Below are 24611 nucleotides of genomic sequence, written 5' to 3' on the forward strand. Positions count from 1 at the left end.
TAGGGGGATCTAAAAATATTTGATACACCATAAGAGACTTTTCAAACATCCTCTAAAGTTGATGAGCAGCCAAAAACGCATCAACTTCAGCCACAGTAGGTTGGGATGCAATCGCACCTGGTTTAATCGTAGTCAGCGCCCCCACAGCACTAGCATAGGTGATCACTCGTTTTGCAGTTTCTCCATCTTGCAAACTCTGAATACCCAACTGATGCAACTGATGGATAAACCCAGCCAAAAAGCTATCTCCTGCACCCGTTGTATCAACCACAGGCATAGAAAAAGCTGGTAATTTGCCCTCGTTCTCACCTAAACAATAGGCACAACCATTTTCTCCATCTGTCACCAAAACTCCATCAACTGAATTCAGCCGATAAGTAATTGCCCCTGGGTCATTAGTATCAAATAACCATTCTGCCTCTTCCTTAGTCAGTTTGAGGAAATCACACCGTTTCAATAAACCTTGGATTTTTTGTTTAGCAATATTCTCATCTTGCCAAAATACAGGCCGCCAATTGACATCAAGGATAATCTTGAGATCATACTGTTCTGCTAATTTCAATGCCTGGTGAATTGCCGCTTCACTTTCAGGATAGGCTAATTCCAAAGTACCCAAAACCAAAAAATCTGCTTCTGTAAACAGCGACTCTGGTAATTGTTGAGCTTGGAGGTGTGTATCGGCAAATTCTGTAGTAGCATATTCACCAAATCCAGCAAAAGTGCGATCGCCAGCCAAATCTCTAACTACATAAACTTGTCGAGTTGGTGCCGTAGGATGACGTTGCACACCCGTTGTCTCGACACCTAAATCTTGTAATAGCTGTACCAGTGCATTTCCTGGTTCATCCTCACCTACACAGCCAATGAAACCTGCTGGTGTTCCCAACTTCACTAAAGCACAAGCCACATTAGTCGGCGCTCCCCCTGGATAGGGAGTCCAAGATTGAACTTCTTCCAGTGTTAGCCCCAGTTGATCAGCTAAACAATCAAACAGAATTTCGCCAAGACACAAAACACGGGGATTACTCATCTCATTTTCGATTTTTGACTTGGGATTAAGAATATGTTAGTACGAAGCACGGGATATCACTCTATCTCTTGTCTAAGGTAGACTTGAGTCTCTCATTCAAAATTTTAATGGTATTTTCACTACACCTTACACCCTCAACCTTGCCATAACATCCAGAGCAAATCCAAAGAAAATATGGACTTTGGTATTAGTAGCAACATTTATAGCGTCTAGCTCTGAGAGAATCTTTTAGAATTAGAAAAAGCGATTGAGTACATATACCAAGGGAGGAATAAATAAGTCATGGCTGCTAGTGAGTCTGGGACCCCTGTTAGTCTGTCAGACAGAGAACTGCAAATTATCGACTTAGTGGCCGCTGGCTTAACTAACCAAGAGATTGCAGCCAAACTGGAAATCAGCAAACGTACAGTTGATAACCATATCAGCAACATTCTCACCAAGACCAAGACAGACAACCGAGTAGCATTGGTTCGCTGGGCTTTACAGTGGGGAAAAGTTTGTTTAAATGATGTCAACTGCTGTACTCTGCCCAAAACAAGCGATGAAACCATTTCCTAGTCGGGCGTTGTTGTTCTCCTCTGAAATACCAAAAAGTCAATTTTGAGGTTTACTGATAGTTTCCTCCTCACGCCTTTGTTTCAGTGTGAACCTCTACCACAACTTCAGTCACTGTAAGTATCAGAGTAGGGAAGGGGTTTCCCCACCCGTGGGGTTTCCCCGCCCTATACAATCATTAACAAGTAGTCCTAGAAGTTCTTCATCATTTTCAACAAATTATCAACAAAAATTAGCAACTATCCAGTTGTAGAAGCGATAGATTAGAAAGAAATGTATGCTCTGATCACAGCTGGTAGTTAATCAACCGTCACTCAAAAGCTATACACAAAGAGAATGTTACAGTCTGATTGACTGCTGACTGCTGCTGTATTTTGGATTAGAAAATGAATACTTCTCCTTCTTGTTCAGGTGACTCATTTCCTTTTAACTTCTTTAACCTTGACTTGATAGCACCATCACCAAGTCAAGATACTGATTTACTCAAACAACTATCATTTATACCGGGCTTACAAGAACTTCTCATGCTGCGTCAGGTTCACGCCCTAGAACACGCTACTGTTTGGGTTTTGAGTGAAACCAGAAATGCTTATTTCCTCCCTAGACAGCCTAATTACGTGCAGTTAGATAATGAATCATTAAGCGGTTTATCTACAGAACAGGGATTTTACCTGTATGGTGAAGTTAATATTAGTCACCTGCGACGTGCGGTAATATTAGCTCAAAATCGCCTCACCAATGGGGAATGGGATTTAGCCGTTCATCCCCGTTGTGGTACCAATTTATCTGTAGCAATGCTATTAACTGCGGGATTTGCGCTTGGTGCCTATGTAATGCTACCATTTCGTTCAATCGAACAACTCATAGGCTTAGGATTAGCAGCAATTACAGCCTCTGAAATCGCACCAGATGTAGGTTATGTCGCCCAACGATATGTAACAACATCTATCCCCTTTAATTTAGTGGTTGAAAATATTACCCGTACACAAGATACTTGGGGACGTGAAGGACATTTTATCAAGGTAAAATGGCAGGAGTAAATATCACAAGTGACAGGTGATAGGTGATAGGTGATAGGTGACAGTGTTAAAAGTCTTTTGCTGTCGGTAGGGTAGCGTGGCGTAAGACACATTTTATTATGAATGTATATTTTCCTCTAACTGACAACCGCTATCATAATCCTATTCCTTATTCCCTATCTACACAAGTAATTTCAATAATCAAACTACATTACTGTATGAGAAAACTTTACTTTTTAGTTCCGGGAACAGATGGAAAATTTGCTTGTGGTGGTCTTTGGGCAGAATTAAAAACAGTGAATTTAGCTCAACAGATTTGCAGTGCAGAAGTTGTCACTTATCGACAAAGAGAAAACAACCAACTTTATCTGGATGATTTACTACAAACCCAAAATTTAGATGATGTAATTTTTGTCATTAGCTGGGGATTTGATATTGCTAAACTAGCTCCTAAACTGCAAAAATACAATGTAGTTTATCATGCTCACAGTGCAGGTTATAGATTCAATCTTCCATCCAGTATCCCCATAATTACAGTCAGTCGCAATACATTGGGATATTGGGGACAAAAAGCACCAAATAATCTCATTTATTATTTACCTAATCAAATTGCAGATGAATTTACAAACTTACACATTGAGCGAGATATTGATGTTTTAGTGCAGGCGCGAAAATCTTCTGAATATTTAATCAAAAAATTAATTCCTGCATTGCAGCAAAAATGCAATGTCTTTGTTGTTGATTCTTATATCAAAGATTTGCCAGGATTATTTAACCGAGCTAAAATCTATCTTTATGACTCTGCTGAATATTGGGCGTTACAGGGTGTGAGTGAAGGTTTTGGTTTACAGCCAATGGAAGCTCTTGCTTGTGGTTGTCAAGTTTTTTCCAGTGTTAACGGTGGACTTTCAGATTACTTAGATCCTGGATTTAATTGTTATAAAATTGCTGGCTATTCTCTAGAATATGATGTACAACAGATTCTTAAATCTCTAACATCTCCAGGTTATTTGAATTTACTACCAGAAGTGTTGGTAGAACATCGGACTGAAAACATAATTAAAAGATTTACAGTCACTTTGACAGAAATAAATGAATTTTTTGATCATAAAAATCATTATTAAAGTAATCTTGAAAATATCACTCAATGGCGTTTAACAAAACTTTTTTTACAAAAGGTATATGATAAGCTAAAAAAGAAATACTTTTCATAATCAATCAGTAGAGATTTTATGTGTCTAATATCTACACAAATCATGAAAAATCCTATTTATAAATTTATAAAAAAATTCACATAAAAATCCAAAATCCAAAATCTAAAATCTAAAATATGAGTCGGTTATTAGTTACTGGGGGTGCGGGGTTTATTGGGGCAAATTTTGTCCATCACTGGTGTCAGGTTTATCCAAATGACCGTGTAGTGGTTTTGGATGCTCTCACCTATGCTGGAAATCTCCCCAATTTAAAGTTAGTGGAAGCACATGAGAATTTTCGCTTTATTCATGGGGATATTTGCGATCGCACTCTTGTGGATAAAATTTTATTAGCAGAAAATATTGATACCATAGTTCATTTTGCGGCTGAATCTCATGTAGACCGTTCCATCCTGCGTCCTGGGACTTTTGTACAAACTAACGTCGTAGGAACTTTCACCCTCTTAGAAGCTTTTCGACAACATTGGGAAACAAAAGCACAACCAGCTAATTATCTTTTTCTTCATGTTTCTACTGATGAAGTTTATGGTAGTTTATCTCCTGATGATCATCCATTTTCGGAAACTACAGCATACAGTCCCAACAGTCCCTATTCAGCCTCAAAAGCTGGAAGTGATCATTTAGTTAGAGCTTATTATCATACGTATCAATTACCCACAATTATTACAAATTGTTCTAATTATTCTGGTGATTTTCAATTTCCAGAAAAGCTAATTCCTCTTATCTGTATCAATATATTAATAGGTAAACCATTACCAATTTATGGAGATGGTAAAAATATCCGAGATTGGTTGTACGTTAACGATCATTGTCGCGCTTTAGATGTGCTTATTCATCAAGGTAAGCCCGGAGAAAATTACAATATTGGCGGTAATAATGAAGTAGAAAATATTCAGTTGGTGCAAACTTTATGCCAAATCATGGATGAGTTAGCACCTGATTTACCAGTCAGACCAGCAGCAAATTTAATTACTTTTGTCAAAGATAGACCAGGACATGATAGAAGATATGCCATTAACGCTGATAAAATTAAAACTGAACTGGGTTGGAGTCCCGCTGTAACAATTACTGAAGGTTTACGTTTAACAGTGCAATGGTATCTGCAAAATCGGGATTGGTGGCAACCTTTACTTTCTGAGGAATATCAAGCTTACTACCGCCAAAATTACGGGATTGTGCAATAAAACCCTCTTGCGGCAAGGCTTAGAGATTAAAGTTTGTGCTTAAAGAACTGACTCAAAAAACGCAGCAGGGGAAATATGAAAAAACTCAGAAAGCTGGTGAATATGATCAACTGTTAAAGGGCGTTTTTTACTCAAAACTTCAGATAAAATTACCTCAGTTTCAAAAATAGGAACTAAGTCATTTTGCTGCACATTAAATTCATCCATCAACGCTTGTAGTAACTCCACACCATAAATATCGGGTATGGGATTTTGCTTTTCTTCGTACTCATAAACTAGAGTACCTAAAACATCTAAATAATCTTCTTCATCAGGAGTTAATTCACCTTTATCAATCAAAAAATTGATAACCTTTTGTGTAGCAAAAAATTCCTCCTCAGAAGTAATAGGACGAGGGGGGAAAGATTTAAGTAATTCAAGATAAGCGTTGTTGTTACGTATTCCAAGGGTCATTTTTCCAGTCCTCCTGATCATATTCTGCATGGGTGAGGACATGACGGATAAAAACTTTTTGAGAATTGTACTTTACCAGCACAATAAGCCGATATTTATTACCGCCAATGTTAAAAACAGTCAGATTACCAACTTGATCAGCAGAAGGAAAACTTTGACGTAACTCTACAAAATTTTGCCATTCAGCTTTTAATGTAATCTTATACCATGATTGCAAGCTAGTTTGTGAGTTAGGGTGCTTCTCCCAAAATTCGGAAAGTGTCCGACGGGTGATAATGTGCATAAATATTTATTTCATGATTTTTACCTCTAACTTACAAGTAACGACATTTTTACCCAAATACAATAGTTTTCTGGAAAATTACAGAATAGACCTCTTTCAGAATTTATTTTATGTTATAATAGGGGTTTTTTGTTAATAGTAGTGCCAAAAGATAGATAATTGAGAAAGGCAATACCTGAATTATTAATAAGATTGACATAAAATCTCTTTAAAACTCTCTTTCCTCTGTGTCCTCTGTGGTTTATTAAAAAAACTACAAAACCTCCAAAACCTGCCCCACATCAACCAAAGTATTCGCACACAAAATACCCGAAGCAGCCACCGCCGGCACACCAATTCCTGGTAAAGTGCTATCTCCTACCCGATACAAACCCTTTATCGGCGTATGCGTCCCCGGAAACATCCCCTTACCCGCAGCAATAGCAGGCCCATAAGTACCCTGATAGCGTCGCAAATAACCAGCATGAGTTAAAGGTGTACCAATAAGTTCCAACACCACACGCTGCCGAATATCCGGGATAATTCGCTCTAGAGCGCGGTATAAAGTTTGTGCTTTTTCCCGTTTCTGATTTTCGTAACCATCATTACGTTCCCATCCCGCATAAGGTTCTAAAGTGTAAGCATGAATTACATGATGTCCTGGTGGTGCTAAAGAAGCATCCCATACACTAGGAATAGAAATCATGCAAGTATTACCAGGAACAGTAATATCTTGATGAGAATCATGAACTACCACATGATGTCCTGTTAAATTCTCTAAACCATCTACTTTTATGCCTAAGTGTAAGTGCATAAAACTTGCAACTGCTGGTGTATCTAAAGCAGCTTGATAATAATTTGCAGGTAAATCTTCAGAACGTAGCAAATAATTACAAGTATCCCAAAGTGTAGCGTTAGAAATAACTATCGGTGCTGGCAAAATTTCACCGTTTCGCAATTTCACACCAACCGCTTTTTTCCCTTCCACCAGAATTTGCTCAACGTGACAACCCAAGCGCAACTCACCACCCCAACGTTGCAAACCCCGTACCAAAGCATCAACAATCGCCCTACTACCCCCCACAGGATACTCAACCCCAGCACGGGAGCGTTCACCAAGCATAAAAGCTACTTCAGGGGCAATTGTTCCTTCTGCCTTTAAACCAGATAAAAGAAAGCATTCTAGGTCAATCAGTCGCCTGACCCAAGGATCTTTGATGGTAGCATCCATAACACTACCAACAGAAGTTTGCACAATTGGCAAATTTAACAACATTTTCCCCAAAGAAAGAAAATAACGCTGTAACAATAGGGGTATAACTTGCCAATCAGCCCGCAGTGCTAAGGTGGGAATACCTTTCATTGCGTCGTAAAGTCCTAGTAGACGCTGTTCAAACAGTTTAAATTCCCTAGCACCAGAAATCGTGATTTTTTGTAACTCCTGATGATAGCGTTCAGCATTGCTATACACTGCAAAAGTGCCTTCAGGAAAATGATAATGTCCTAAAGGATCGTAAGGTATAACTGGGAGAGATTCACCGAGAACATCGAGAACTTGTTTAAGGGGATTTAAACTCTGGGATTCGCTAAGACCACAGTAAAAGGAGGGACCAGAATCAAAATCAAAACCGCGTCTTTGAAAACTATGGGCTGCACCTCCTGCAATAGTGTGACTTTCACAAACTAAAACCCGTTTTCCATAACGCGCAAGTAACCCAGCCGCAGATAAACCACCTATTCCGCTACCAATTACTATGACATCAATATTTTCCATACTAGTCATTAGTCATTAGTCACCAATCATCAATTACCAATGAGCAATTACCCATCACCTATAATAGAACCACGAATAGAACCATTAATTGAACTCAGAGGTATTTCTAAAGCCTTTGGTAAAAATCAGGTTTTAGATAATGTAGATTTAGAAATTTACAAAGGGGAAGCTATAGGGATTATTGGCCCTTCAGGAACTGGTAAATCAACAATTTTAAGAATTATAGCTGGTTTATTACAACCTGATGCCGGAGAAATTTATATCCAAGGCAAAAAGCGAGATGGTTTAATTGAGGATGGTACTGATACTGTGAGTATTGGCATGGTATTTCAACAAGCTGCACTATTTGACTCGTTGAATGTAGATGAAAATGTGGGCTTCTCATTGTATCAGAACACAAAATTAGAGCGATCGCGCATTCGTCAACTGGTCAATGAAAAATTAGAAATGGTTGGTTTACCAGGAATTGGTCATCTTTATCCCTCGGAACTTTCAGGAGGGATGCGAAAACGGGTAAGTTTTGCTCGTGCGATTATGTCTAACCCTGAGAGTCCCGCAGACAGTCCAGAAGTTTTACTATACGATGAACCCACAGCCGGACTTGACCCCATCGCTTCCACGGTAATTGAAGATTTAATCCGCAGTTTACAACGTACACAAGGCGTTTGTAGTACATACTGCATTGTTACCCACCAAGATAGTACCATTCGCCGTACCGCTGACAGGTTGGTATTTCTTTATCAAGGTAAAGTGCAATGGCAAGGTAAAGTAACAGAAATAGATCAAACTGATGATCCTTTGATTAGACAATTTATGAGTGGGAGTATACATGGTCCAATTCAAGTAGCAGGTTGATAATATTTTGGATTTTGGATTTTGGATTTTGGATTTTGGATTATGAAATAATTACTGTATTAGTTTTCATGCTTCCATCTATCGCTGTCATTTCTCAACTTTGTCTCACCAGTCAGGGCTATTTTTATGGAGCGCGAAAAAATGCGGAGTCTAATTAGCGGCTTCACTTCTACACGAACTTTGAGAGAAGGCTCAGTGGGATTATTAATCTTGCTGGGTTTAGGAGCATTTGGAATAATTCTTTTATGGTTAAATAGAATCACTCCCGGACGCAGTTCTTATAAAGCTGTGGTGGAATTTGCTAACGCTGGAGGAATGCAAAAGGGCGCACCAGTTCGTTATCGTGGTGTGAAAGTGGGTAGTATTTCCAAGGTTAAACCGGGAGTAAATGCCGTTGCGGTGGAAATAGAAATAAATGATCCGAATTTACTCATTCCTGCTGATTCTAAAATTGAAGCAAATCAAAGTGGATTAATTAGCGAAAGTATTATTGATATTACTCCAAAAACCAACCTACCAACAGAGACTAATATTGCTAAACCATTAGATAAAGATTGTAATCCCAGTCTGATCATTTGTCATGAATCTAGTAAATTAAAAGGTCAAATTGGTATCAGCGTTGATGAACTAATTCGTCAATCATCAGATTTTGCGGCTCAGTATAATAACGAGGAATTTTATAAAAACGTTAATCGCTTATTAGTAACCTCTGCTGATGCGGCTGCTAATGTTGCTAATCTCAGTCGAGAACTCCAAAGTGTGAGCAAAAGCTTTAAAGGACAAATCGGAACATTTTCTAATACTGCTGTCACCATCCAAAAAGCTACAAATGAACTCACAGTCACTACCGCTAAAACGGCAAATCAATTAGGGGAAACAGCCAGCGAATTTAGTACAACTGCAAAACAAGCCAGTCGTTTGCTCAATAACCTAGATGATTTATTGACAACCAACCGTTCGGCTTTAGTTGGAACTTTAAATAATATTACCCAAACTAGTAATCAACTGCGTCAGACAGTCAGCAGTTTATCACCTGCGGTTAATCGTTTAACTGAAGGGGAATTATTGAAAAATTTAGAACTGCTTTCTGCTAATGCTGCTGAAGCTTCAGTTAATTTAAAGGATGCTTCTAAAACTTTAAATGATCCTAAAAATATTGTTCTCCTACAACAAACTTTAGATGCTGCTAGAGTGACATTTGAAAATACACAAAAAATTACATCTGATTTAGATGAATTAACAGGTGATCCCAAATTCCGTCAAAATCTCCTGCAATTGGTAAATGGTCTGAGCAAACTGGTATCTTCTACACAAGATATGCAGCAACAAACTAAGGTAGCTGTTACCCTAGACTCTCTCAAAGCGTCTATGAATCAGCCAGAAGTCCTCACCCCTGTACCTATGCCAATAGTAAAAACTTATGTAGAAAAACCTCAAGTAGAAAAACCTAAAAATATCATCCCCACCCCCATAAAAAAAGCATCAGTGGAAAAACTCAAAGTTATAACTCCCACCCCAACCCAAACACCAATTACAGAAACACCAGAAGAGAAACCCAAAGTTATAACTCCCACCCCAACCCAAACACCTGATGTAATTCAGCTAGATTCAGAAATATCTACACCACCTCAAACTGCTATTGAGGACACTGGGGAGCAGGGGAGCAAGGAATAGGGTGTAGGGTGTAGGGTGTAGGGTTTAGGGTTTAGGGTGTAGGGTGTAGGGGAAAAATTATTTCTTTAATCTTCTTTCTTCTTCTTCCTGAACTCCTGAAGTGCGAAGCGTGGCGCAAGCCATACTCCTGAAGTGCGAAGCGTGGCGTTAGCCATACTCCTTGAACTCCTGAACTCCTTCTGACTAATTCCAATCTTCCTCTTCTTTTTTGCCGCGACTTTTATAAATGCCGCCAACTTCGTGTAATTGGCGAGTTTTGGCGAAAAGTTCAGCTTCCGTTAAACCCCAGCTTTGCAAAACTTTATCTAGGTCTTTTTGAATGTCCCGTGCGCCTGGGAAGCCTTGATAACGAATTTTCAGCCTAGCTAATTCTGCTAAATTGTAGTCTGTTGCCTCTTGAGCGAGTAAAATATTAATAAGGGGGCGATCGCGGTTGTAGAGCGGATGTTGTTGGTCTTTACTTGGTGAGGTTTCTGTCATCTTCAGTGAGAGAGTAGTAAGTGCTTAGTCCTAAATGTCATCCTGAGTTCTCAGTTTAGTTGAAAGTTCAGTTTAGTTGAAAGTAGAACAGTTCCAGAAAAGTTATCTTCTACGGAATATAAAATGATCTACTTCATAACTTTAAATTTACTCGATACTCGGTACTCAGCACTCAGCACTCAGCACTCGGTACTCGGTACTCAGCCCTCGGTACTCCTAAAGACGGCAACCACACCCTAGCTCATACGGCTCTCACCACTGTCATCTAGTGTTAAATAAAGATACATTGTCTTTAAGAAAATACAAAAAACTTTAGATAAGGGTGAACTTTATCTCACCCAAAGTCCAAGCAGCAAGGGAGCAAGAACCCGCTATGTTTGAACACTTCACGTCCGAAGCCATTAGGGTAATCATGTTAGCTCAGGAGGAAGCACGCCGCCTGGGACACAATTTCGTAGGAACAGAACAAATTCTCCTAGGTTTGATGGGAGAAGGAACTGGTGTGGCTGCGAAAGTGCTGGCTGAGTTAGGTGTTACCCTCAAAGATGCGCGTCGGGAAGTAGAAAAAATTATTGGTCGGGGTTCTGGGTTTGTTCCGCCGGAAATTCCTTTTACACCGAAAGTAAAAAGCCTGTTTGAGCAATCTTTTAGAGAAGCTCACAGTCTTGGACATAACTACATAAACACTGAACATTTATTGTTAGGTTTAACTGAGGCGGGTGAAGGAGTCGCCGCCAAGGTGCTGCATAATCTGGGAGTGGATTTGCAAACTGTCCGCGCAGCTGTAATTAGTCGTTTGGGTGAAGATGTCACTGTTTTTGCTGGTGGTAATAGTACCAGACGTAACCAAAACTTAAGTATAGAAGAGTTTGGCAGAAATCTCACCCGACTGGCACAAGAAGGCAAGCTTGACCCTGTTGTGGGTCGTCAAAAGGAAATTGAAAGGACAGTACAAATTCTTGGTCGGCGCACCAAAAACAACCCGGTTTTAATTGGAGAACCAGGAGTTGGTAAAACAGCGATCGCCGAAGGTTTAGCGCAACGCATTATCAACCAAGATGTACCGGAAGTTTTGCTCGACAAGCAAGTTATCAGTCTCGACATGGGCTTGTTAGTGGCGGGAACTCGCTTCCGTGGAGACTTTGAAGAACGCCTGAAAAAAATCATGGATGAAATTCGCTCAGTGGGCAATATCATCCTCGTGATTGACGAAATTCATACCTTAGTCGGTGCTGGTGGCACAGAAGGCGGTTTGGATGCAGCTAATATCCTCAAACCAGCCTTAGCACGGGGTGAACTTCAATGTATCGGCGCAACTACCTTGGATGAATACCGTAAACACATCGAACGGGATGCAGCCCTAGAACGGCGTTTTCAACCAATTTTGGTGGGAGAACCATCTGTAGAAGAAACCATCCAAATTCTCTACGGCTTGCGCGGTGCTTATGAACAACACCATAAAGTCACCATTTCTGATGACGCAGTAGTAGCAGCAGCACAGTTATCAGATCGATATATTAGCGATCGCTTCCTGCCCGACAAAGCCATAGACTTAATTGATGAAGCTGGTTCTCGTGTGCGTTTACGCCACTCCCGCATCGTCACTAACAAAGAAATTAAACTGCAACTCAAAAACATCACCAAAGACAAAGCCGAAGCCATCCGACTTCAGGATTTTGGCAAAGCTAGTAAACTCCATCAAGAAGAACTAGAAATTCAAGCCAAACTGGACTTAGAAGACAACCTGAAAACAGTTAAAGCGATCGTTGACGAAGAAGACATCGCCGAGATTGTCGGTTCTTGGACAGGTGTACCCGTTAACAAACTCACTGAATCAGAGTCAGAGTTATTGTTGCATTTAGAAGAAACCCTACACAAACGCCTCATTGGCCAAGAACAAGCCGTTGCAGCCGTTTCTCGTTCCATCCGTCGCGCCCGTGTGGGGTTAAAGAATCCTAACCGCCCCATCGCCAGCTTTATCTTCTCTGGTCCCACAGGTGTTGGTAAAACCGAACTCGCCAAAGCTTTAGCGGCGTACTTCTTCGGTTCTGAAGATTCCATGATTCGCTTGGATATGTCCGAATACATGGAAAGCCATAACGTTTCCAAGCTCATCGGTTCTCCTCCAGGTTATGTAGGCTACGACGAAGGCGGACAACTGACAGAAGCAGTGCGACGCAAACCATACACAGTGCTACTTTTCGACGAAATCGAAAAAGCGCACCCCGATGTATTTAATATGCTGCTGCAAATCTTGGATGACGGACACCTCACCGATGCTAAAGGTCGGAAAGTGGACTTCAAGAACACCTTAATTATCTTGACATCCAATATTGGTTCTAAGGTAATTGAAAAAGGTGGTATGAGTTTAGGGTTTGAATTTGATAACCAAGCCGATGCCAGTTATCACCGTATCCGCAACTTGGTAAACGAAGAACTGAAAAATTATTTCCGTCCTGAGTTCCTCAACCGTGTTGATGAAATTATCGTCTTCACTCAGTTGAACAAAGAAGAAGTCAAACAAATTGCTGATATCTTGCTCCGGGATGTTGCTAATCGCTTGATGGAGAAGGGAATAAAACTCCAAGTCACAGAAAGCTTTAAAGACCTGGTTGTCAGAGAAGGTTACGACCCCAGTTATGGTGCTAGACCGTTACGTCGAGCTATTATGCGTCTGTTAGAAGATTCTCTGGCTGAAGCTATTTTATCGAGTCACATTCTTGAAGGTGATACAGCCATTGTGGATGTCGATGACGATGGACAGGTAAGAGTCAGAAAAACAGAAACCCGCGAGCTAATTTTAGCGAACGCTGGTTAATTCTGAATACCATTTCCACATTACTCGGTTCATAGGGTAAGGAAAAAGGGTTAAAAACCTTTAGCCTTTACCCTTTTTTATTATGTTCGTTTAAAAGCACAAAATTATAAGTAAGCAGGTGGGCATGAATATTTATCGTTAGGGCAAGGCAGGAGGCAGCTATGCTGGAGGGAAGAGGGTTTGGGGTAACTTTACTTTTAGTTACATACTTCGGTTTTTTACGCCTTTCTACTTACCCTAAGCAAAATTAATTTGTAAGAATTCAGGAGTCAGGAGTCAGAATATTTAATCAAACCTTAGATTATCACTAGCGTGATTTTTGGCGTAACCTTTAAAAAGCTGACTGCTGAAAGCTATTCGAGTAGCTTGCCGTCAGGCATTAGCTAAATGCTGACAATTTTTCGGTACAACACTTCTATTGGTAACAAATTTGTTGTATCCTAGTTTTTCCAGGCAATTTCCTACAAATAAACTTCATCAAATCTTTTTGCGGATCTTTTTGAAGATGATTGAAAGACTACCTTAGTCTATTTTAACATCAATAACAAGATTCTCGTTTTTTCATGTGCAATTTTTCAAAACTTTGAGGGATAAACTATGAGACTCATTAAAAAATCTGAACAATTAATTATCAATAAAATCAAGAGTATGGAGTCAGAAGAAGAAAATCTTCAAACTGAGATGAATAACGCTCCAGAAACCTTAGCTGAGGAAACAACAGCAATCAATGTAGATAATCAACAACCTAACTATAACTACAATCCTGGGCGAGATAATCCTATAGTTCACTCGGTTGGCAATACAGGGTGGCAGGTTTCTGAGATTTGGAAGGAGATTAGATTGGATGATTTTTGTAATGGTTGGTAGACGAGAGTAAATTCCTGAATCATCACCAAATCAGAAAATTTATTAAATGCAAGGAAATTGTACCTTGAGTTAGAAGACCTCAGTCTACTGAGTAAAACTCAAATGGGATTCCTATGGCTATTTTCCAATTGAAAACTCTTAATAGTCATTGTCAGCCACACAAATACCTTTACATTTAATACCGTTCGTAGCAGTGCGCTGACAGTGAGGACATAAAACTTTTTCTGTTTCTTGTTCTTGATTTCTCTCTATATCAGTGCTTGTCTGGCTTTTGTCTGTTTCTGTTTGGAGTTTTTCATTCATAAGCATAGAGTGATTTTTGGTTATTTAAATTTTACTGATTGGTAAATGACTTTGTTAAACTCATTATAAATCTAGCTAAAAATGAACTCTAACAAATAAACATCAACAACATTAACACTATTGCTGTTGGGTTGCGTTCCTTAAACCAATCTACAAAATAGGCGATCGCTTTCAGCACTACGGCAGGAAATCCCACTCCCCCAAAATATATAATCTGCTCCAGCAGGGTTAAGTAGTCGTGCAAAATAAATTTTATAGTTAGGAGAGGGAATAGGGAAGAGGGAATAGGGAATAGGTAAGGAATACAGACATTTTTGTTTTTAATCAATATGTACAATTAATTTTGCTTGGGTACTTATTAAATCCACTGTCGCCCATTACCCTAAACCGTAGTCTAATCTGCATTCAACACTTTGCGGAACACGATTTTATCATCTCCCTCTGCGTAGAAATCTCGGATGCGTGCTTCCTGCTGAAAGCCACATTTCACGTAAAATGACCGTGTGCGCTCAAAGTCGGGAAGTCCTGAAGTTTCCACCAGCAGCATCCGTCCACCACGTTCTATTAATGTTTGTTCAACATAGTCCAGCAGTTTCCCGCCCCGTCCTTGTCCCTGGAGGTCTTCTCTGATGGCGATTAATAGCAGATTCCACGTTTGATGAGTCATCCGTTCCGGTTCGCAGTAAGCGACTCCAACAGGCTCATTTTCTGCGTAGGTAAGCCAAAAACTTTCAGTTTCGCCGTCTTTCAAGTAATTGAACAGCATTTTTCTCAGATAATCAAGCTCTTGCGGCTGAAAGCCAATAGTTTTAGCTACGGCGATTAGTGCGTTTGTGTCTTCTGGTGTGGTCGGTCGAATCATGGTCAATAGTAACGAGGATATGTCAGCCACACCCATTGTACTACAGTATGTTACATATTCAGTTAGCTGTAGGTTGGATTGAATTCAAGACTGATTTACTGAGAATGTTTGCTCTAATTTTACAAATGTCCCAATGTTATAAAATAGGTGAAAGCTCAACCCCAACTCTCTACTTATGAGTCTCCAACCCCTCTTGAAAGTTGACATTTCTGAAATCAGCATTGCTGAACGCATCCAACTAGTTGAAGATTTATGGGATAGCATCTTAGAACAGCAAGAGGAATTACCCTTGAGTGAAGCCCAACAACAGGAACTAGATCGACGTTTAGAAAATTACAAAAAAAATCCTACAAGTGGTTCTAGTTGGGAAGAGGTTAAACAACGCTTAGAATTTGCCCAATAAACTATAACCTCCCATCCCCAAATACCCGCAACTCCTACTTACAAAGATACCGCATACAACCGATCGCCAATAATCCCACGAATAGTCTCAACTAACTCACCATAAACATCATCAGATAAAACCGCTTCCGAACTTTCTAACCGCACCTGTTGATCTAAATCAATCCAAGATTTACAACCACCATATTCAGGCAAATAAGGAATATACTGCTCTTGAGGTAGTTTATAAGTCCTTAACAGAAGAATATATAAAGGCTGACGCGCTTTCCATTTCAAGCGATCGCTAATAAAATACTCGTTCCAAATATGAAAAGGCAGTAAATCACTGACAATAGACTCATCCGCAACGGGTAAAATATCCGTAATTTCTGCCCAGCTACCGATACGAATAGTTTCTGGATGCCATCCTGAAGTGACTGGATAGACAAGATTAGCATACTCAGCCTTCAGCATAAAAGATTGTTGATGCTCGTAAGTAGGATAGAGCAGAACTTGTGGATATGCAACCTGAAAGCGTCCTCCCCGTTCATGGATACCGCCTTTACGAAGTAACATAATCGTTTGGCCGCTTTCTAAAGCATTTACCGCTACAGACCATTCTTTGAGAGCATGAAAAGTGGTAGTCAGTTCCATGAGCATCTTTATATTAGGTGACAGGTGACAGGTGACAGGTGACAGGTGACAGGTGACAGGTGACAGGTAATAGGTTAAAAGTTTATTGGTTTCCTAATTACTGTAGCTGTTGTCAGAAATTTAGAGCAAAACTATGGAAAAACGCACACTGGGTACATCCTCCGTCCAAATATCACCTATTCTAATGGGAACTTGGCAAGCAGGGAAAAGAATGTGGGTGGGAATAGAAGATGCAGACTCTATTCAAACCATTCGTGCTGCTTATGAAGCCGGAATTACAACCATAGATACTGCGGAAGTTTATGGTGATGGGCATTCTGAACAGATTGTAGCTGAAGCTTTGTCTGATGTGCGCGATCGCGTGGAATATGCCACGAAAGTTTTTTCCAATCATCTCAAATATCAACAAGTGATTGAAGCTTGTGAACGTTCCCTAAAAAATCTCAAAACCGACTACATCGACCTTTACCAAATTCATTGGCCTGCTGGTTCTTTCAAAAGTGAAATCGTCCCTATAGAAGAAACCATGAGTGCCTTAAATCACCTCAAAGAACAAGGTAAAATTCGTGCTATCGGTGTTTCTAATTTTTCTCGTGAACAAATAGTAGAAGCTGCCCAATATGGACGCATTGATAGTTTACAACCACCATATTCGTTATTTTGGCGGAATGTAGAAACTGATGCCATGCCCTATTGTATTGAAAACAATATTTCGATTTTGGCTTATTCACCTCTAGCCCAAGGATTGTTAACTGGTAAATTTGCACCGGGACATAAATTTGACCCAGAAGATAACCGAGCTAAAAATAGGTTATTTCAAGACGAAAACTTTGAACGCGCTCAACAGGCGTTAGACCAACTCAAACCTATAGCCGAAAATCACAATTGTAGTTTAGCGCAGTTAGCATTGGCGTGGTTAATTGCCCAACCCCAAACAAATGCGATCGCTGGTGCAAGATATCCTCAACAAGCAATAGATAATGCCAAAGCCGCAGAAGTTCAACTTTCAGCCACAGAAATTGCCCAAATAGACAAAAGTGGCCGCATTGTTACCGATCATTTTGACAATACAGGAATTATGTGGGAATGGTGATAGTTGATAGTTGATAGTTGATAGTTGATAGTTGGTGATTGGTAATTTTCCCCCTGTCACCTGTCACCTGTTACCTGTCACCTGTCACCAATATTGCTAATTGAAACAAAACGTCAAGATTAGTAAACAAGCGATCGCATCTTAACTAGGGAATGCTAGATTATATTCATAAGGACACAGGAAGAAAAACAACCAACCAATCGGGCAATGACCTGTGTGTCCCCTGTCAAAAGCCCAACAAGTTTTAGCATTTCAAATCTAAAGTGGCATTCCGACTATTAGTGATGGTCGCGCCAAATCCCTAAGCGGAAAAACGGAATAATGCTGAACTTGTAGTTTCAGTATCCACCCTAGTTTTTGACTTTCAATTACTTACTTAATCTTAACAATTTGAAACTTCTCAATCCGCTAGAACCTGGTCACCTCTGACCAGGTTTTTAGATGTTTATCAATGGATAATGGATAATGGACAATTGACAATTACCTCTGGCTGGAAGGAAGAGGATTGAATGGGAAAATGAAAAGCTTTTATCTTTTTACCCGGACAAAGGAGAAGCTTTAAACCTTGAATGGTTAAATTATCAATTGTCAATTATCAATTATCAATTAGTAATAGATAAAACCCAATCACGTAAAAGCGGGTTCACTTGCTCAGGTGCTTCGTCATGGGGACAATGACCAGCAGAGAGAAAATATTCTGTTAATTGGGGATAATATTGACGAAATTTCTGGGAACGTTCCCGCGCTTTCATCCAAGGATCTGCTTCACCCCACAACAATAATAAAGGACAAGTTAATTGTTTAAGTAAAACATCAACCTTTTTTCCTTGGGGAGTGCTAAAAACTGAGACAAAGACATCTAAAGCACCTTGATCATAAGCCGGACGTTGAATTTCTGCTACTAATTGATCAGTAATTGCAGTTTTATCCAAATAAACCTTTTCTAAGGTACGACGAATTACCCAACGTTGACGCACATATTGAAATAATAAAGCCTGAAATAAACGTCGTTTAAAACTCCATTTGACAGTTTTACCTAATAATTGTTGTACAGGATTTTTAGGAGGTTGAACTTGCGCTTGTATAGCTTCCGGTTCAGAAAAAGGCCCCGCACTATTAAGTAATACTACCCCAGCCACAATATCAAGATATTCCGCCCCTACACACAAACAAGCATAACCACCAAGGGAATTACCGACTAATACTGTTTTTTCACCAATGACTTCACTAATAAAGTCTCGCAATTGGTCACGCCATAAGTCTCCACTATACTGCAATTTCGCTTTTGCTGACCGTCCAAATCCTAAAAGGTCTATGGCGAATACTTGAAAATCTGCACACAGTCTTGTAATATTTTTTCGCCAGTGGTCTGTGGAAGCACCAAAACCATGTACTAATAATAAGGGGGGACGCTGGGGTTGTTTCTCTCCTGCTTGTACGTAGTAAATATTGTGTCCACGCCATTGCCAGTATTGTCCGGGAATTGGAGTTGTAGAGGGTGCTATAGCTGTCTGCATAATCTGAATCAATGTTAAGTATTGTTAATATTTTTAGATTAGCAGTCAAATTAAGGTTTATAACTCACCTGTGTTATTTTCCACATTTGTCCACAAGTTTTACACAATTGAAGTCTAGGATAAGGATGTGCAAATTCAGTAGGTACAAAAAATGCAGTTCATCACATCCATCTTCAACCAGTTCTCAAGACAATCTGTTAGTTACACAAATTCTTACAGCCAAGAAGCCCAAGGTGAGTTTACCTTAGAACAGCTAGTAGAGATATTAGAGAAGTTAGCTCAGTATGAAGAAAGTGCTGCGTAATTTTTCTCACTTGCACAAAGTTGAAACTGAACAGGAAACGAGATAAGTTGAGAACTAATCAAGCTAGTGTCGCAATATTTGGCGAAGTTTTACAATACTGCTCGGTTAACAAAATCAAGAATGCTGAAACCCTTGCAATATCGTTATTTATAATTTCCAAAAAAGCCTTAACCGAGTAGTATGACCTTATTCCTTTACTTCAGTAAGTATAATTTTATTTATAACTAAAAAATACTCGACTTAAATAATGAATAGCCAAAATTATAATTATTGCCAGAGTATCACCGGCAAAACTCAACTGTTGGGAGTGATTGGACATCCTGTAGAGCATTCTCTGTCACCAGTGATGCACAATGTAGCATTGGCAAAGTTGGGGTTAGATTATGTTTATTTACCTTTTCCTATTGCACCAGAAAATTTAGCAACTGCGATCGCAGGTTTTGCAACTATTGGGGTTGTTGGTTTTAGTGTAACAATTCCCCACAAACAAGCAATAATACCTTTATTATCAGAAATTTCACCAATCGCCCAAGCTATAGGTGCAGTCAATACCGTAACCCGTCAAGGTAACAAATGGGTAGGGACAAACACAGACGTAGAAGGATTTATTGCCCCTTTGCAAACCACATATCAGCAAGATTGGAGTCAAAAAAAAGCGGTAATTTTAGGAAATGGTGGTGCAGCTAGGGCAATTGTCGCTGGTTGTGTGCAGTTAGGTTTGGCAGAAATTCATCTCGTAGGGCGAAATATCTATAAATTGAAGGACTTTCGCCAAAGTTGGCAGAATTCACCCTTTGCAGATAAATTTCAAGTACATTCCTGGGAAGAATTACCAAAGCTAATTCCCCAAGCGAACCTGTTGGTAAATACAACTCCCATTGGGATGTATCCCCACATAGATGACTCACCTTTAAGTAGTGATGATATGGCAAATTTACCTTCAGGTGTCATTGCTTATGATTTAATCTATATTCCCAAACCTACAAAATTTTTACAACTAGCAGAAAAACAAGGTGCAATTCCCATTGATGGTTTAGAAATGTTAGTCCAACAAGGTGCAGCAGCCTTAAAAATCTGGTTGCAACAGGAAACAGTACCGGTAGACGAAATGCGCCAAGCACTACAGAATCATTTGGGATTGTAGGAAGGAGAAGTTCAGTAGTTACAGGAGTTCAGGAGTTACAGGAGTTCAGGAGTTACAGAAGTTCAGTAGTTACAGGAGTTCAGGAGTTACAGGAAGAAGAAGAAAGAACAAGAAAGAAGTAATTTTTCCCCTGCACCCTACCCCCTGCACCCTGCACCCTGCCCCTACACCCTGCACCCTACACCCTACACCCCTAACTCCTATTGAGGCATCTTCATATACCTTTCCTGTCCTTGGGAGTTATAGAGAAATATGGGTAAGTTGGCATTTTCACCAATTACTCCTAGAGCTTGTTGCAAAGTTTGTAGATGACTTTGAATATCAGGGTTAGCAGTTTGTAATGCTTGGTCGTACTCCGGGGTTAAGCGGACAACAATTTTATTAGGTTCGATATTAAAAATGCAAAATCGCGTCCCATTAACACAGGTTTTGCCCAAATCAGCACGAGTTTGTGCTAAATTTCCATAGACTTGTTGTTTTTCTTTTGCCTGTGCTGCGGCTGTCGAATAAGATTGAATCAGAGATTGTGCTTGGTTATAGAAAGAGCTATCTTGAGAAACCTGTTTAGCTGTCTGTTCAGCTTGCTCCCAAGATGCTATTGCTGCTTGCCATTGATTCTGTGCTTCATAAGCTTTAGCTTTACTAGCCATATCAACTGCTCGTTTGAAGTTGAGAGCCGCTGTATTTTCTCTTTTAGCGCGGTTGCGTGCCAATATGAGTTTCGGCTGATAATCTGCTAACAGATTTTTTGCTTCCTCATGTCCTGTGCTGGTTGCAGGGATACTTTTCAAATCATTAACAACCTCTTGCCAAGCAAACTGTACCCGTTGCCAGTCATTAGCAGATTTAGCAGCAGCTTCACGCTTGAGGGCTGAATTAGCCACAGTTTTGGCTGTGGTGAGCTTTTTCAACCATGATTCTTCATTTAGCAACTGCTGATTGAGAGTTTGTAAATTACTCTGATACTTGGGCAGATTTACCCGCACCAACCCATATAGTTCGTTACCAGGTTTAATAGACTCTAGTGGTATGATCACTTGTCGCCATAAAGTTTGTCTGGCGCGTAGTTCTTCTAGGCTAGTTGCGGGAGTTTTAGTTTTTTGCTCTGCCGCAGATGCAGACTCTAAAGCTTTGACCACCTGGTTGATTTTTGCTGACTGGTCAGAAAAATTTGCAGTTATTTCCTGTGCAGACTGATAACGAGGCGACCATTGAGGAATTACTTTAAGATCAGAAATAACCGTATCTATTTGTTGTTGTACTGCTACTAGTTCTTTTTCAGACTTAGCTTGACGGATTAATTGTTGAGACTGGCTTTTAAATTGCTCGGCTGTTTGTAATTCTTTACACTCGCCAATCACACAAGCACGAGTCAGAAAGAAAGCACCACCACCAAAAATAACTACTACTCCCAATGTCCCACCTAAAAGTATGGGTAAGGATGGAAGAGACACCTTTTTTTTGCGCTTTGAGAAATTTTTTTCATCAGTGAAGGGGTCAAACTTTTCTTCGTATGCTGCGTTATTGTCACTCTCATTAAGAAATGAAGTATCTGAGCTAAAGGTTGTATCTGAGCTAAATGAAGTATCTGAGCTAAAGGTTGTATCTGAGCTAAATGAAGCATCTGAGCCAAATGTCGTATTGGAGATACTATCGTCTGTTAATGAGCTAAATTTCGTATCGGTGATATTATCATCTGTTAATGAGCTAAATTTCGTATCAGAAATATTATCGTCTGTTAGTAAGCTAAACGGATTATCAGAAATATTATCGTCTGTTAATGAGCTAAATTTCGTATCGGTGATATTATCATCTGTCAGGGAACTAAATGGATTATCCGAGATATTGTCATCGACAGGAGAGGGCAGTTCAGAAATATTCAGCGGTGGAAAAATTAACTGGTTTTTTGCTGTACTCTGATATAGTCCGTTGCTGGCTTCTTCTGAGATAGTTTCTGGATGATCCTGTATAATCTTGGCTTGGATAATTATGGAATGTTTAGCATAAGGAAGCTTTTCTCCAGAAACCCTCACATAAAATTGTGTTCTTTGTTCATGATATTGAGATTGCCACTGGAGTGCTTCCTCAAGTACGGCAAAGACTTTTTCAGTATCAACAGCTACACCTGGAGGATGTTGTGTTAAAACCATCAGTTCATCATTTTTGAGAGCGCACTTAACCTGAAAAACCTGCCCAGATGGCATTTCCATCAGTAGTTGTTCTTGTAAGGTACTGGCTAAAACCTGCATATCTTCTTTTTGTAATGTTACTTTAATCATGGTCTTACAGCTAATGTTCTATATAGTTTTATAGTTTTTATTATCTTTGAGCAGGTGAATTGACAGTTTCAATGCGAGTATAAATTATCTAAGGAAAAATATACAAGAATAATTTGGTAATTTTAGAGACGGGCAAGTTGACTCAAGGGGTGTGGTTCTAATACTACCCGTGCAGTGAAGCTGAAAATTGTTAATTGGCTTGGGGAATTGTGACTGGGTTTTTGTTTCCTCCTTGCTGGAACTAGGGTGTAGGGGGGCTAGTAGCAGATCTGATTGCAATTGCTGTGTGGTTCCAGAATCTCTACCCTAGAAGGGCGGGGAGTATGTCAAAGTAGTTGGAGTTATGGAAAGGAATTTGCTAGTCTTGACGAATTCGATAAAATTGATTCGTGTTAAATAAATTTTTTATCTAACCAAAGCGTAATTATGTAATCTAAGTGCTGTGTAGATGATCAGACAGAACTAGAAACCTGCTTTGAAATTGTTAATACAAGGTGTGTGTCAATGGATTTATTGGAGTACCAAGTTAAAGAATGGTTTGGCAAGATGGGCATTCCTGTATTACCATCCCAAAGAATTGACCATCCTACAGATTTAAAACGCTTAAAAATTTGCTATCCGATTGTACTAAAATCGCAAGTACACGCAGATGAACGGGCGAAAGCTGGTGGTGTGAGAATTGTGGAAACAACTATTGATGCGATCGCAGCTGCCCAAAATATCTTTAATTTACCAATTTGGGGAGAATTGCCAGAGGTTTTATTGGCAGAATCCAAGTATGATGCCAAAGATGAATTTTATCTGGCGGTTGTTTTAGATACAGCTTTGTGTCGTCCCGTACTTTTGGGTTGTAAAGAAGCAGATATTGATTGGGAATCTCCAGGGGAGAAAATGCAGTATGTGGTTGTAGAACAAGAATTCTCACCATTTTATGCCAGAAGACTGGGATTGAAAATGGGCTTAAAGGGGGCGCTGATGCAGTCAGTCAGTGACATTATAGAAAAAATGTACCAGTTATTTGTGCAGAAAGACCTGGATTTAGTAGAGATAAATCCTCTAGCTGTCAGTGCTTCTGGGCAAGTGATGGCACTCAATGGTAAAGTTAGAGTCAACCCCAGGGCAATTAACCGTCATCCAGAAATAGCCCAAATGGCGGCAAAAATAATGAACCGTAATAAAGTTAGCAAGACTAACGGTATCTTGGGTGATGGTAATGGGATAGGAATTAATGGGAAAATCGGTATATTAGCTAATGGGACTGGTTCTTTGTTAACCACCTTGGATGCAGTTTTTAATGCTGGTGGTAAGCCCGGTGTGTCTTTAAACTTACGACATTCTTTCTTAACTGATACTACACCAAATACTTTTTGCGATCGCTTGGCAACAGGTCTGAGAAATTTATCTGTTGATAAAAGCATTCAAGTGATTCTGATTAATTTTTTGGGTACTATTCCTGATGTCTCCCAAATGCCAGAAGCCATTGCCAACTTCATACAACTAGACCCACAAGAACTCAAATCTTATCTGTCTAATGGCAGTAAAAATAAACCCAGATACTTGCCTCGGTTGGTTATCCGTCTTGCTGGTTCTGAATTCCAGAGTGCTAGAAAATATTTAGCTACACTCAACTCTGAAAGTGACACGCTAATAGTAGTAGAGAACTTAGATGAAGCCGTGGCACAAGCAGTCCGTTTGGCTAAACTACCTGCTTACAAAAAGTAGGAACAGGGAATAGGGAATAGGGAACAGGGAACAGGGAACAGGTGACAGTTAAGAAAGCAGGGAGCAGGGAAAAAAAAGTTAATTAATTTTGAATTTTGAATTTTGAATTTTGAATTTTGAATTTTGACTTGATTTTGCCCAATGCCCAATGTCCAATGACTAATAAC

The 24611-nt window shown here is 39.7% G+C and carries 23 protein-coding genes and 1 pseudogene; 13 read left to right on the forward strand and 11 right to left on the reverse strand.

Annotated features, from left to right (window positions below):
* Positions 1-52: 52 nt before the first annotated feature.
* A complete protein-coding gene (locus A0J48_RS12190) occupies positions 53-1030 on the reverse strand; it encodes a carbohydrate kinase family protein (RefSeq protein WP_200323407.1) in 978 nt (325 codons plus the stop codon).
* A 282-nt stretch (positions 1031-1312) separates the two neighbouring features.
* Here A0J48_RS12190 and pedR point away from each other — a divergent pair, with 282 nt between their 5' ends.
* The 4 genes and pseudogenes from pedR to rfbB all read left to right on the forward strand — a co-directional run bounded on the left by pedR (position 1313) and on the right by rfbB (position 5002).
* Positions 1313-1588: a photosynthetic electron transport-dependent transcriptional regulator PedR gene (gene pedR / locus A0J48_RS12195; RefSeq protein WP_200323408.1), complete on the forward strand. Its 276-nt coding sequence runs from the start codon at positions 1313-1315 to the stop codon at positions 1586-1588.
* A gap of 383 nt (positions 1589-1971) precedes the next feature.
* Positions 1972-2625 carry a DUF6391 domain-containing protein gene (locus tag A0J48_RS12200; RefSeq protein WP_200323409.1) on the forward strand — a complete coding sequence of 218 codons (654 nt, stop codon included), beginning with the start codon at positions 1972-1974 and terminating at the stop codon, positions 2623-2625.
* Positions 2626-2822: 197 nt separating this feature from the next.
* Positions 2823-3818 (forward strand): annotated as a pseudogene (locus A0J48_RS12205) (glycosyltransferase).
* Between the two features lie 116 nt (positions 3819-3934).
* Positions 3935-5002 carry a dTDP-glucose 4,6-dehydratase gene (gene rfbB, locus A0J48_RS12210; RefSeq protein ID WP_200323411.1) on the forward strand — a complete coding sequence of 356 codons (1068 nt, stop codon included), beginning with the start codon at positions 3935-3937 and terminating at the stop codon, positions 5000-5002.
* 39 nt (positions 5003-5041) lie between these two features.
* On the opposite strand, the gene A0J48_RS12215 is transcribed toward rfbB, so the two are convergent.
* The 3 genes from A0J48_RS12215 to A0J48_RS12225 all read right to left on the reverse strand — a co-directional run bounded on the left by A0J48_RS12215 (position 5042) and on the right by A0J48_RS12225 (position 7491).
* Positions 5042-5455 (reverse strand): helix-turn-helix domain-containing protein, encoded by a 414-nt coding sequence (locus tag A0J48_RS12215; protein ID WP_200323413.1) that lies wholly within the window; start codon positions 5453-5455, stop codon positions 5042-5044.
* Complete coding sequence (locus tag A0J48_RS12220) at positions 5436-5738, reverse strand: type II toxin-antitoxin system HigB family toxin (protein WP_200323415.1); 303 nt, start codon at positions 5736-5738, stop codon at positions 5436-5438. The genes A0J48_RS12215 and A0J48_RS12220 overlap by 20 nt, the downstream gene beginning before the upstream one ends.
* A 253-nt stretch (positions 5739-5991) precedes the next feature.
* Positions 5992-7491 (reverse strand): phytoene desaturase family protein, encoded by a 1500-nt coding sequence (locus tag A0J48_RS12225; RefSeq protein WP_200323450.1) that lies wholly within the window; start codon positions 7489-7491, stop codon positions 5992-5994.
* Positions 7492-7530: 39 nt separating this feature from the next.
* On the opposite strand from A0J48_RS12225, the gene A0J48_RS12230 reads away from it, so the two are divergent.
* A complete protein-coding gene (locus tag A0J48_RS12230; RefSeq protein WP_200323417.1) occupies positions 7531-8346 on the forward strand; it encodes an ABC transporter ATP-binding protein in 816 nt (271 codons plus the stop codon).
* Positions 8347-8487: 141 nt separating this feature from the next.
* On the forward strand, positions 8488-10020 hold the full coding sequence (locus A0J48_RS12235) for an MlaD family protein (protein WP_200323452.1): 1533 nt from the start codon (positions 8488-8490) through the stop codon (positions 10018-10020).
* Positions 10021-10203: 183 nt separating this feature from the next.
* On the opposite strand, the gene A0J48_RS12240 is transcribed toward A0J48_RS12235, so the two are convergent.
* A complete protein-coding gene (locus A0J48_RS12240) occupies positions 10204-10500 on the reverse strand; it encodes a DUF3288 family protein (protein WP_200323419.1) in 297 nt (98 codons plus the stop codon).
* Between the two features lie 373 nt (positions 10501-10873).
* Here A0J48_RS12240 and A0J48_RS12245 point away from each other — a divergent pair, with 373 nt between their 5' ends.
* Both A0J48_RS12245 and A0J48_RS12250 read left to right on the forward strand, forming a co-directional pair.
* Positions 10874-13318 (forward strand): ATP-dependent Clp protease ATP-binding subunit, encoded by a 2445-nt coding sequence (locus A0J48_RS12245; RefSeq protein WP_200323454.1) that lies wholly within the window; start codon positions 10874-10876, stop codon positions 13316-13318.
* Positions 13319-13915: 597 nt separating this feature from the next.
* Positions 13916-14185: a hypothetical protein gene (locus A0J48_RS12250; RefSeq protein ID WP_200323421.1), complete on the forward strand. Its 270-nt coding sequence runs from the start codon at positions 13916-13918 to the stop codon at positions 14183-14185.
* Between the two features lie 138 nt (positions 14186-14323).
* Here the strand turns inward: A0J48_RS12250 and A0J48_RS12255 are convergent, their stop codons facing one another.
* The 3 genes from A0J48_RS12255 to A0J48_RS12265 form a co-directional block, all read right to left on the reverse strand.
* Positions 14324-14488 carry a hypothetical protein gene (locus tag A0J48_RS12255; protein WP_200323422.1) on the reverse strand — a complete coding sequence of 55 codons (165 nt, stop codon included), beginning with the start codon at positions 14486-14488 and terminating at the stop codon, positions 14324-14326.
* Positions 14489-14576: 88 nt separating this feature from the next.
* Positions 14577-14732: a hypothetical protein gene (locus A0J48_RS12260; protein ID WP_200323423.1), complete on the reverse strand. Its 156-nt coding sequence runs from the start codon at positions 14730-14732 to the stop codon at positions 14577-14579.
* A gap of 150 nt (positions 14733-14882) precedes the next feature.
* The gene (locus A0J48_RS12265; protein WP_200323424.1) at positions 14883-15350 is read right to left on the reverse strand and encodes a GNAT family N-acetyltransferase; all 468 of its coding nucleotides are present in this window, start codon (positions 15348-15350) and stop codon (positions 14883-14885) included.
* Positions 15351-15525: 175 nt separating this feature from the next.
* Here A0J48_RS12265 and A0J48_RS12270 point away from each other — a divergent pair, with 175 nt between their 5' ends.
* Positions 15526-15753, forward strand: a complete 228-nt coding sequence (locus tag A0J48_RS12270; RefSeq protein WP_200323425.1) for an addiction module protein — start codon at positions 15526-15528, stop codon at positions 15751-15753.
* 38 nt (positions 15754-15791) lie between these two features.
* Here the strand turns inward: A0J48_RS12270 and A0J48_RS12275 are convergent, their stop codons facing one another.
* Positions 15792-16391 (reverse strand): DUF1802 family protein, encoded by a 600-nt coding sequence (locus tag A0J48_RS12275; protein WP_200323426.1) that lies wholly within the window; start codon positions 16389-16391, stop codon positions 15792-15794.
* 127 nt (positions 16392-16518) lie between these two features.
* Between A0J48_RS12275 and A0J48_RS12280 the strand changes: the two genes are divergently transcribed.
* On the forward strand, positions 16519-17478 hold the full coding sequence (locus tag A0J48_RS12280) for an aldo/keto reductase (protein WP_200323427.1): 960 nt from the start codon (positions 16519-16521) through the stop codon (positions 17476-17478).
* A 602-nt stretch (positions 17479-18080) separates the two neighbouring features.
* Here the strand turns inward: A0J48_RS12280 and A0J48_RS12285 are convergent.
* Complete coding sequence (locus A0J48_RS12285) at positions 18081-18995, reverse strand: alpha/beta fold hydrolase (RefSeq protein WP_200323428.1); 915 nt, start codon at positions 18993-18995, stop codon at positions 18081-18083.
* Between the two features lie 151 nt (positions 18996-19146).
* On the opposite strand from A0J48_RS12285, the gene A0J48_RS12290 reads away from it, so the two are divergent.
* Both A0J48_RS12290 and A0J48_RS12295 read left to right on the forward strand, forming a co-directional pair.
* Positions 19147-19299, forward strand: a complete 153-nt coding sequence (locus tag A0J48_RS12290; RefSeq protein ID WP_200323429.1) for a hypothetical protein — start codon at positions 19147-19149, stop codon at positions 19297-19299.
* 247 nt (positions 19300-19546) lie between these two features.
* A complete protein-coding gene (locus A0J48_RS12295; protein ID WP_200323430.1) occupies positions 19547-20443 on the forward strand; it encodes a shikimate dehydrogenase in 897 nt (298 codons plus the stop codon).
* Positions 20444-20643: 200 nt separating this feature from the next.
* On the opposite strand, the gene A0J48_RS12300 is transcribed toward A0J48_RS12295, so the two are convergent.
* Positions 20644-22722 carry a hypothetical protein gene (locus A0J48_RS12300; RefSeq protein ID WP_200323431.1) on the reverse strand — a complete coding sequence of 693 codons (2079 nt, stop codon included), beginning with the start codon at positions 22720-22722 and terminating at the stop codon, positions 20644-20646.
* Between the two features lie 504 nt (positions 22723-23226).
* On the opposite strand from A0J48_RS12300, the gene A0J48_RS12305 reads away from it, so the two are divergent.
* Positions 23227-24444, forward strand: coding sequence for an ATP-grasp domain-containing protein (locus A0J48_RS12305; RefSeq protein WP_200323433.1), 1218 nt, complete (start codon positions 23227-23229; stop codon positions 24442-24444).
* The last annotated feature ends 167 nt before the right edge of the window (positions 24445-24611 follow it).

Source organism: Sphaerospermopsis aphanizomenoides BCCUSP55 (genome assembly GCF_001586785.1).
Classification (GTDB): Bacteria; Cyanobacteriota; Cyanobacteriia; order Cyanobacteriales; family Nostocaceae; genus Sphaerospermopsis_A; species Sphaerospermopsis_A aphanizomenoides_A.

Bases quoted from the DNA above. Each gene is read 5' to 3' on its own strand.
- A0J48_RS12190 (WP_200323407.1), bottom strand. From the start codon at position 1,030: ATGAGTAATCCCCGTGTTTTGTGTCTTGGCGAAATTCTGTTTGATTGT.
- pedR (WP_200323408.1), top strand. From the start codon at position 1,313: ATGGCTGCTAGTGAGTCTGGGACCCCTGTTAGTCTGTCAGACAGAGAA.
- A0J48_RS12200 (WP_200323409.1), top strand. From the start codon at position 1,972: ATGAATACTTCTCCTTCTTGTTCAGGTGACTCATTTCCTTTTAACTTC.
- rfbB (WP_200323411.1), top strand. From the start codon at position 3,935: ATGAGTCGGTTATTAGTTACTGGGGGTGCGGGGTTTATTGGGGCAAAT.
- A0J48_RS12215 (WP_200323413.1), bottom strand. From the start codon at position 5,455: ATGACCCTTGGAATACGTAACAACAACGCTTATCTTGAATTACTTAAA.
- A0J48_RS12220 (WP_200323415.1), bottom strand. From the start codon at position 5,738: ATGCACATTATCACCCGTCGGACACTTTCCGAATTTTGGGAGAAGCAC.
- A0J48_RS12225 (WP_200323450.1), bottom strand. From the start codon at position 7,491: ATGGAAAATATTGATGTCATAGTAATTGGTAGCGGAATAGGTGGTTTA.
- A0J48_RS12230 (WP_200323417.1), top strand. From the start codon at position 7,531: ATGAGCAATTACCCATCACCTATAATAGAACCACGAATAGAACCATTA.
- A0J48_RS12235 (WP_200323452.1), top strand. From the start codon at position 8,488: ATGCGGAGTCTAATTAGCGGCTTCACTTCTACACGAACTTTGAGAGAA.
- A0J48_RS12240 (WP_200323419.1), bottom strand. From the start codon at position 10,500: ATGACAGAAACCTCACCAAGTAAAGACCAACAACATCCGCTCTACAAC.
- A0J48_RS12245 (WP_200323454.1), top strand. From the start codon at position 10,874: ATGTTTGAACACTTCACGTCCGAAGCCATTAGGGTAATCATGTTAGCT.
- A0J48_RS12250 (WP_200323421.1), top strand. From the start codon at position 13,916: ATGAGACTCATTAAAAAATCTGAACAATTAATTATCAATAAAATCAAG.
- A0J48_RS12255 (WP_200323422.1), bottom strand. From the start codon at position 14,488: ATGAATGAAAAACTCCAAACAGAAACAGACAAAAGCCAGACAAGCACT.
- A0J48_RS12265 (WP_200323424.1), bottom strand. From the start codon at position 15,350: ATGATTCGACCGACCACACCAGAAGACACAAACGCACTAATCGCCGTA.
- A0J48_RS12270 (WP_200323425.1), top strand. From the start codon at position 15,526: ATGAGTCTCCAACCCCTCTTGAAAGTTGACATTTCTGAAATCAGCATT.
- A0J48_RS12275 (WP_200323426.1), bottom strand. From the start codon at position 16,391: ATGCTCATGGAACTGACTACCACTTTTCATGCTCTCAAAGAATGGTCT.
- A0J48_RS12280 (WP_200323427.1), top strand. From the start codon at position 16,519: ATGGAAAAACGCACACTGGGTACATCCTCCGTCCAAATATCACCTATT.
- A0J48_RS12285 (WP_200323428.1), bottom strand. From the start codon at position 18,995: ATGCAGACAGCTATAGCACCCTCTACAACTCCAATTCCCGGACAATAC.
- A0J48_RS12290 (WP_200323429.1), top strand. From the start codon at position 19,147: ATGCAGTTCATCACATCCATCTTCAACCAGTTCTCAAGACAATCTGTT.
- A0J48_RS12295 (WP_200323430.1), top strand. From the start codon at position 19,547: ATGAATAGCCAAAATTATAATTATTGCCAGAGTATCACCGGCAAAACT.
- A0J48_RS12300 (WP_200323431.1), bottom strand. From the start codon at position 22,722: ATGATTAAAGTAACATTACAAAAAGAAGATATGCAGGTTTTAGCCAGT.
- A0J48_RS12305 (WP_200323433.1), top strand. From the start codon at position 23,227: ATGGATTTATTGGAGTACCAAGTTAAAGAATGGTTTGGCAAGATGGGC.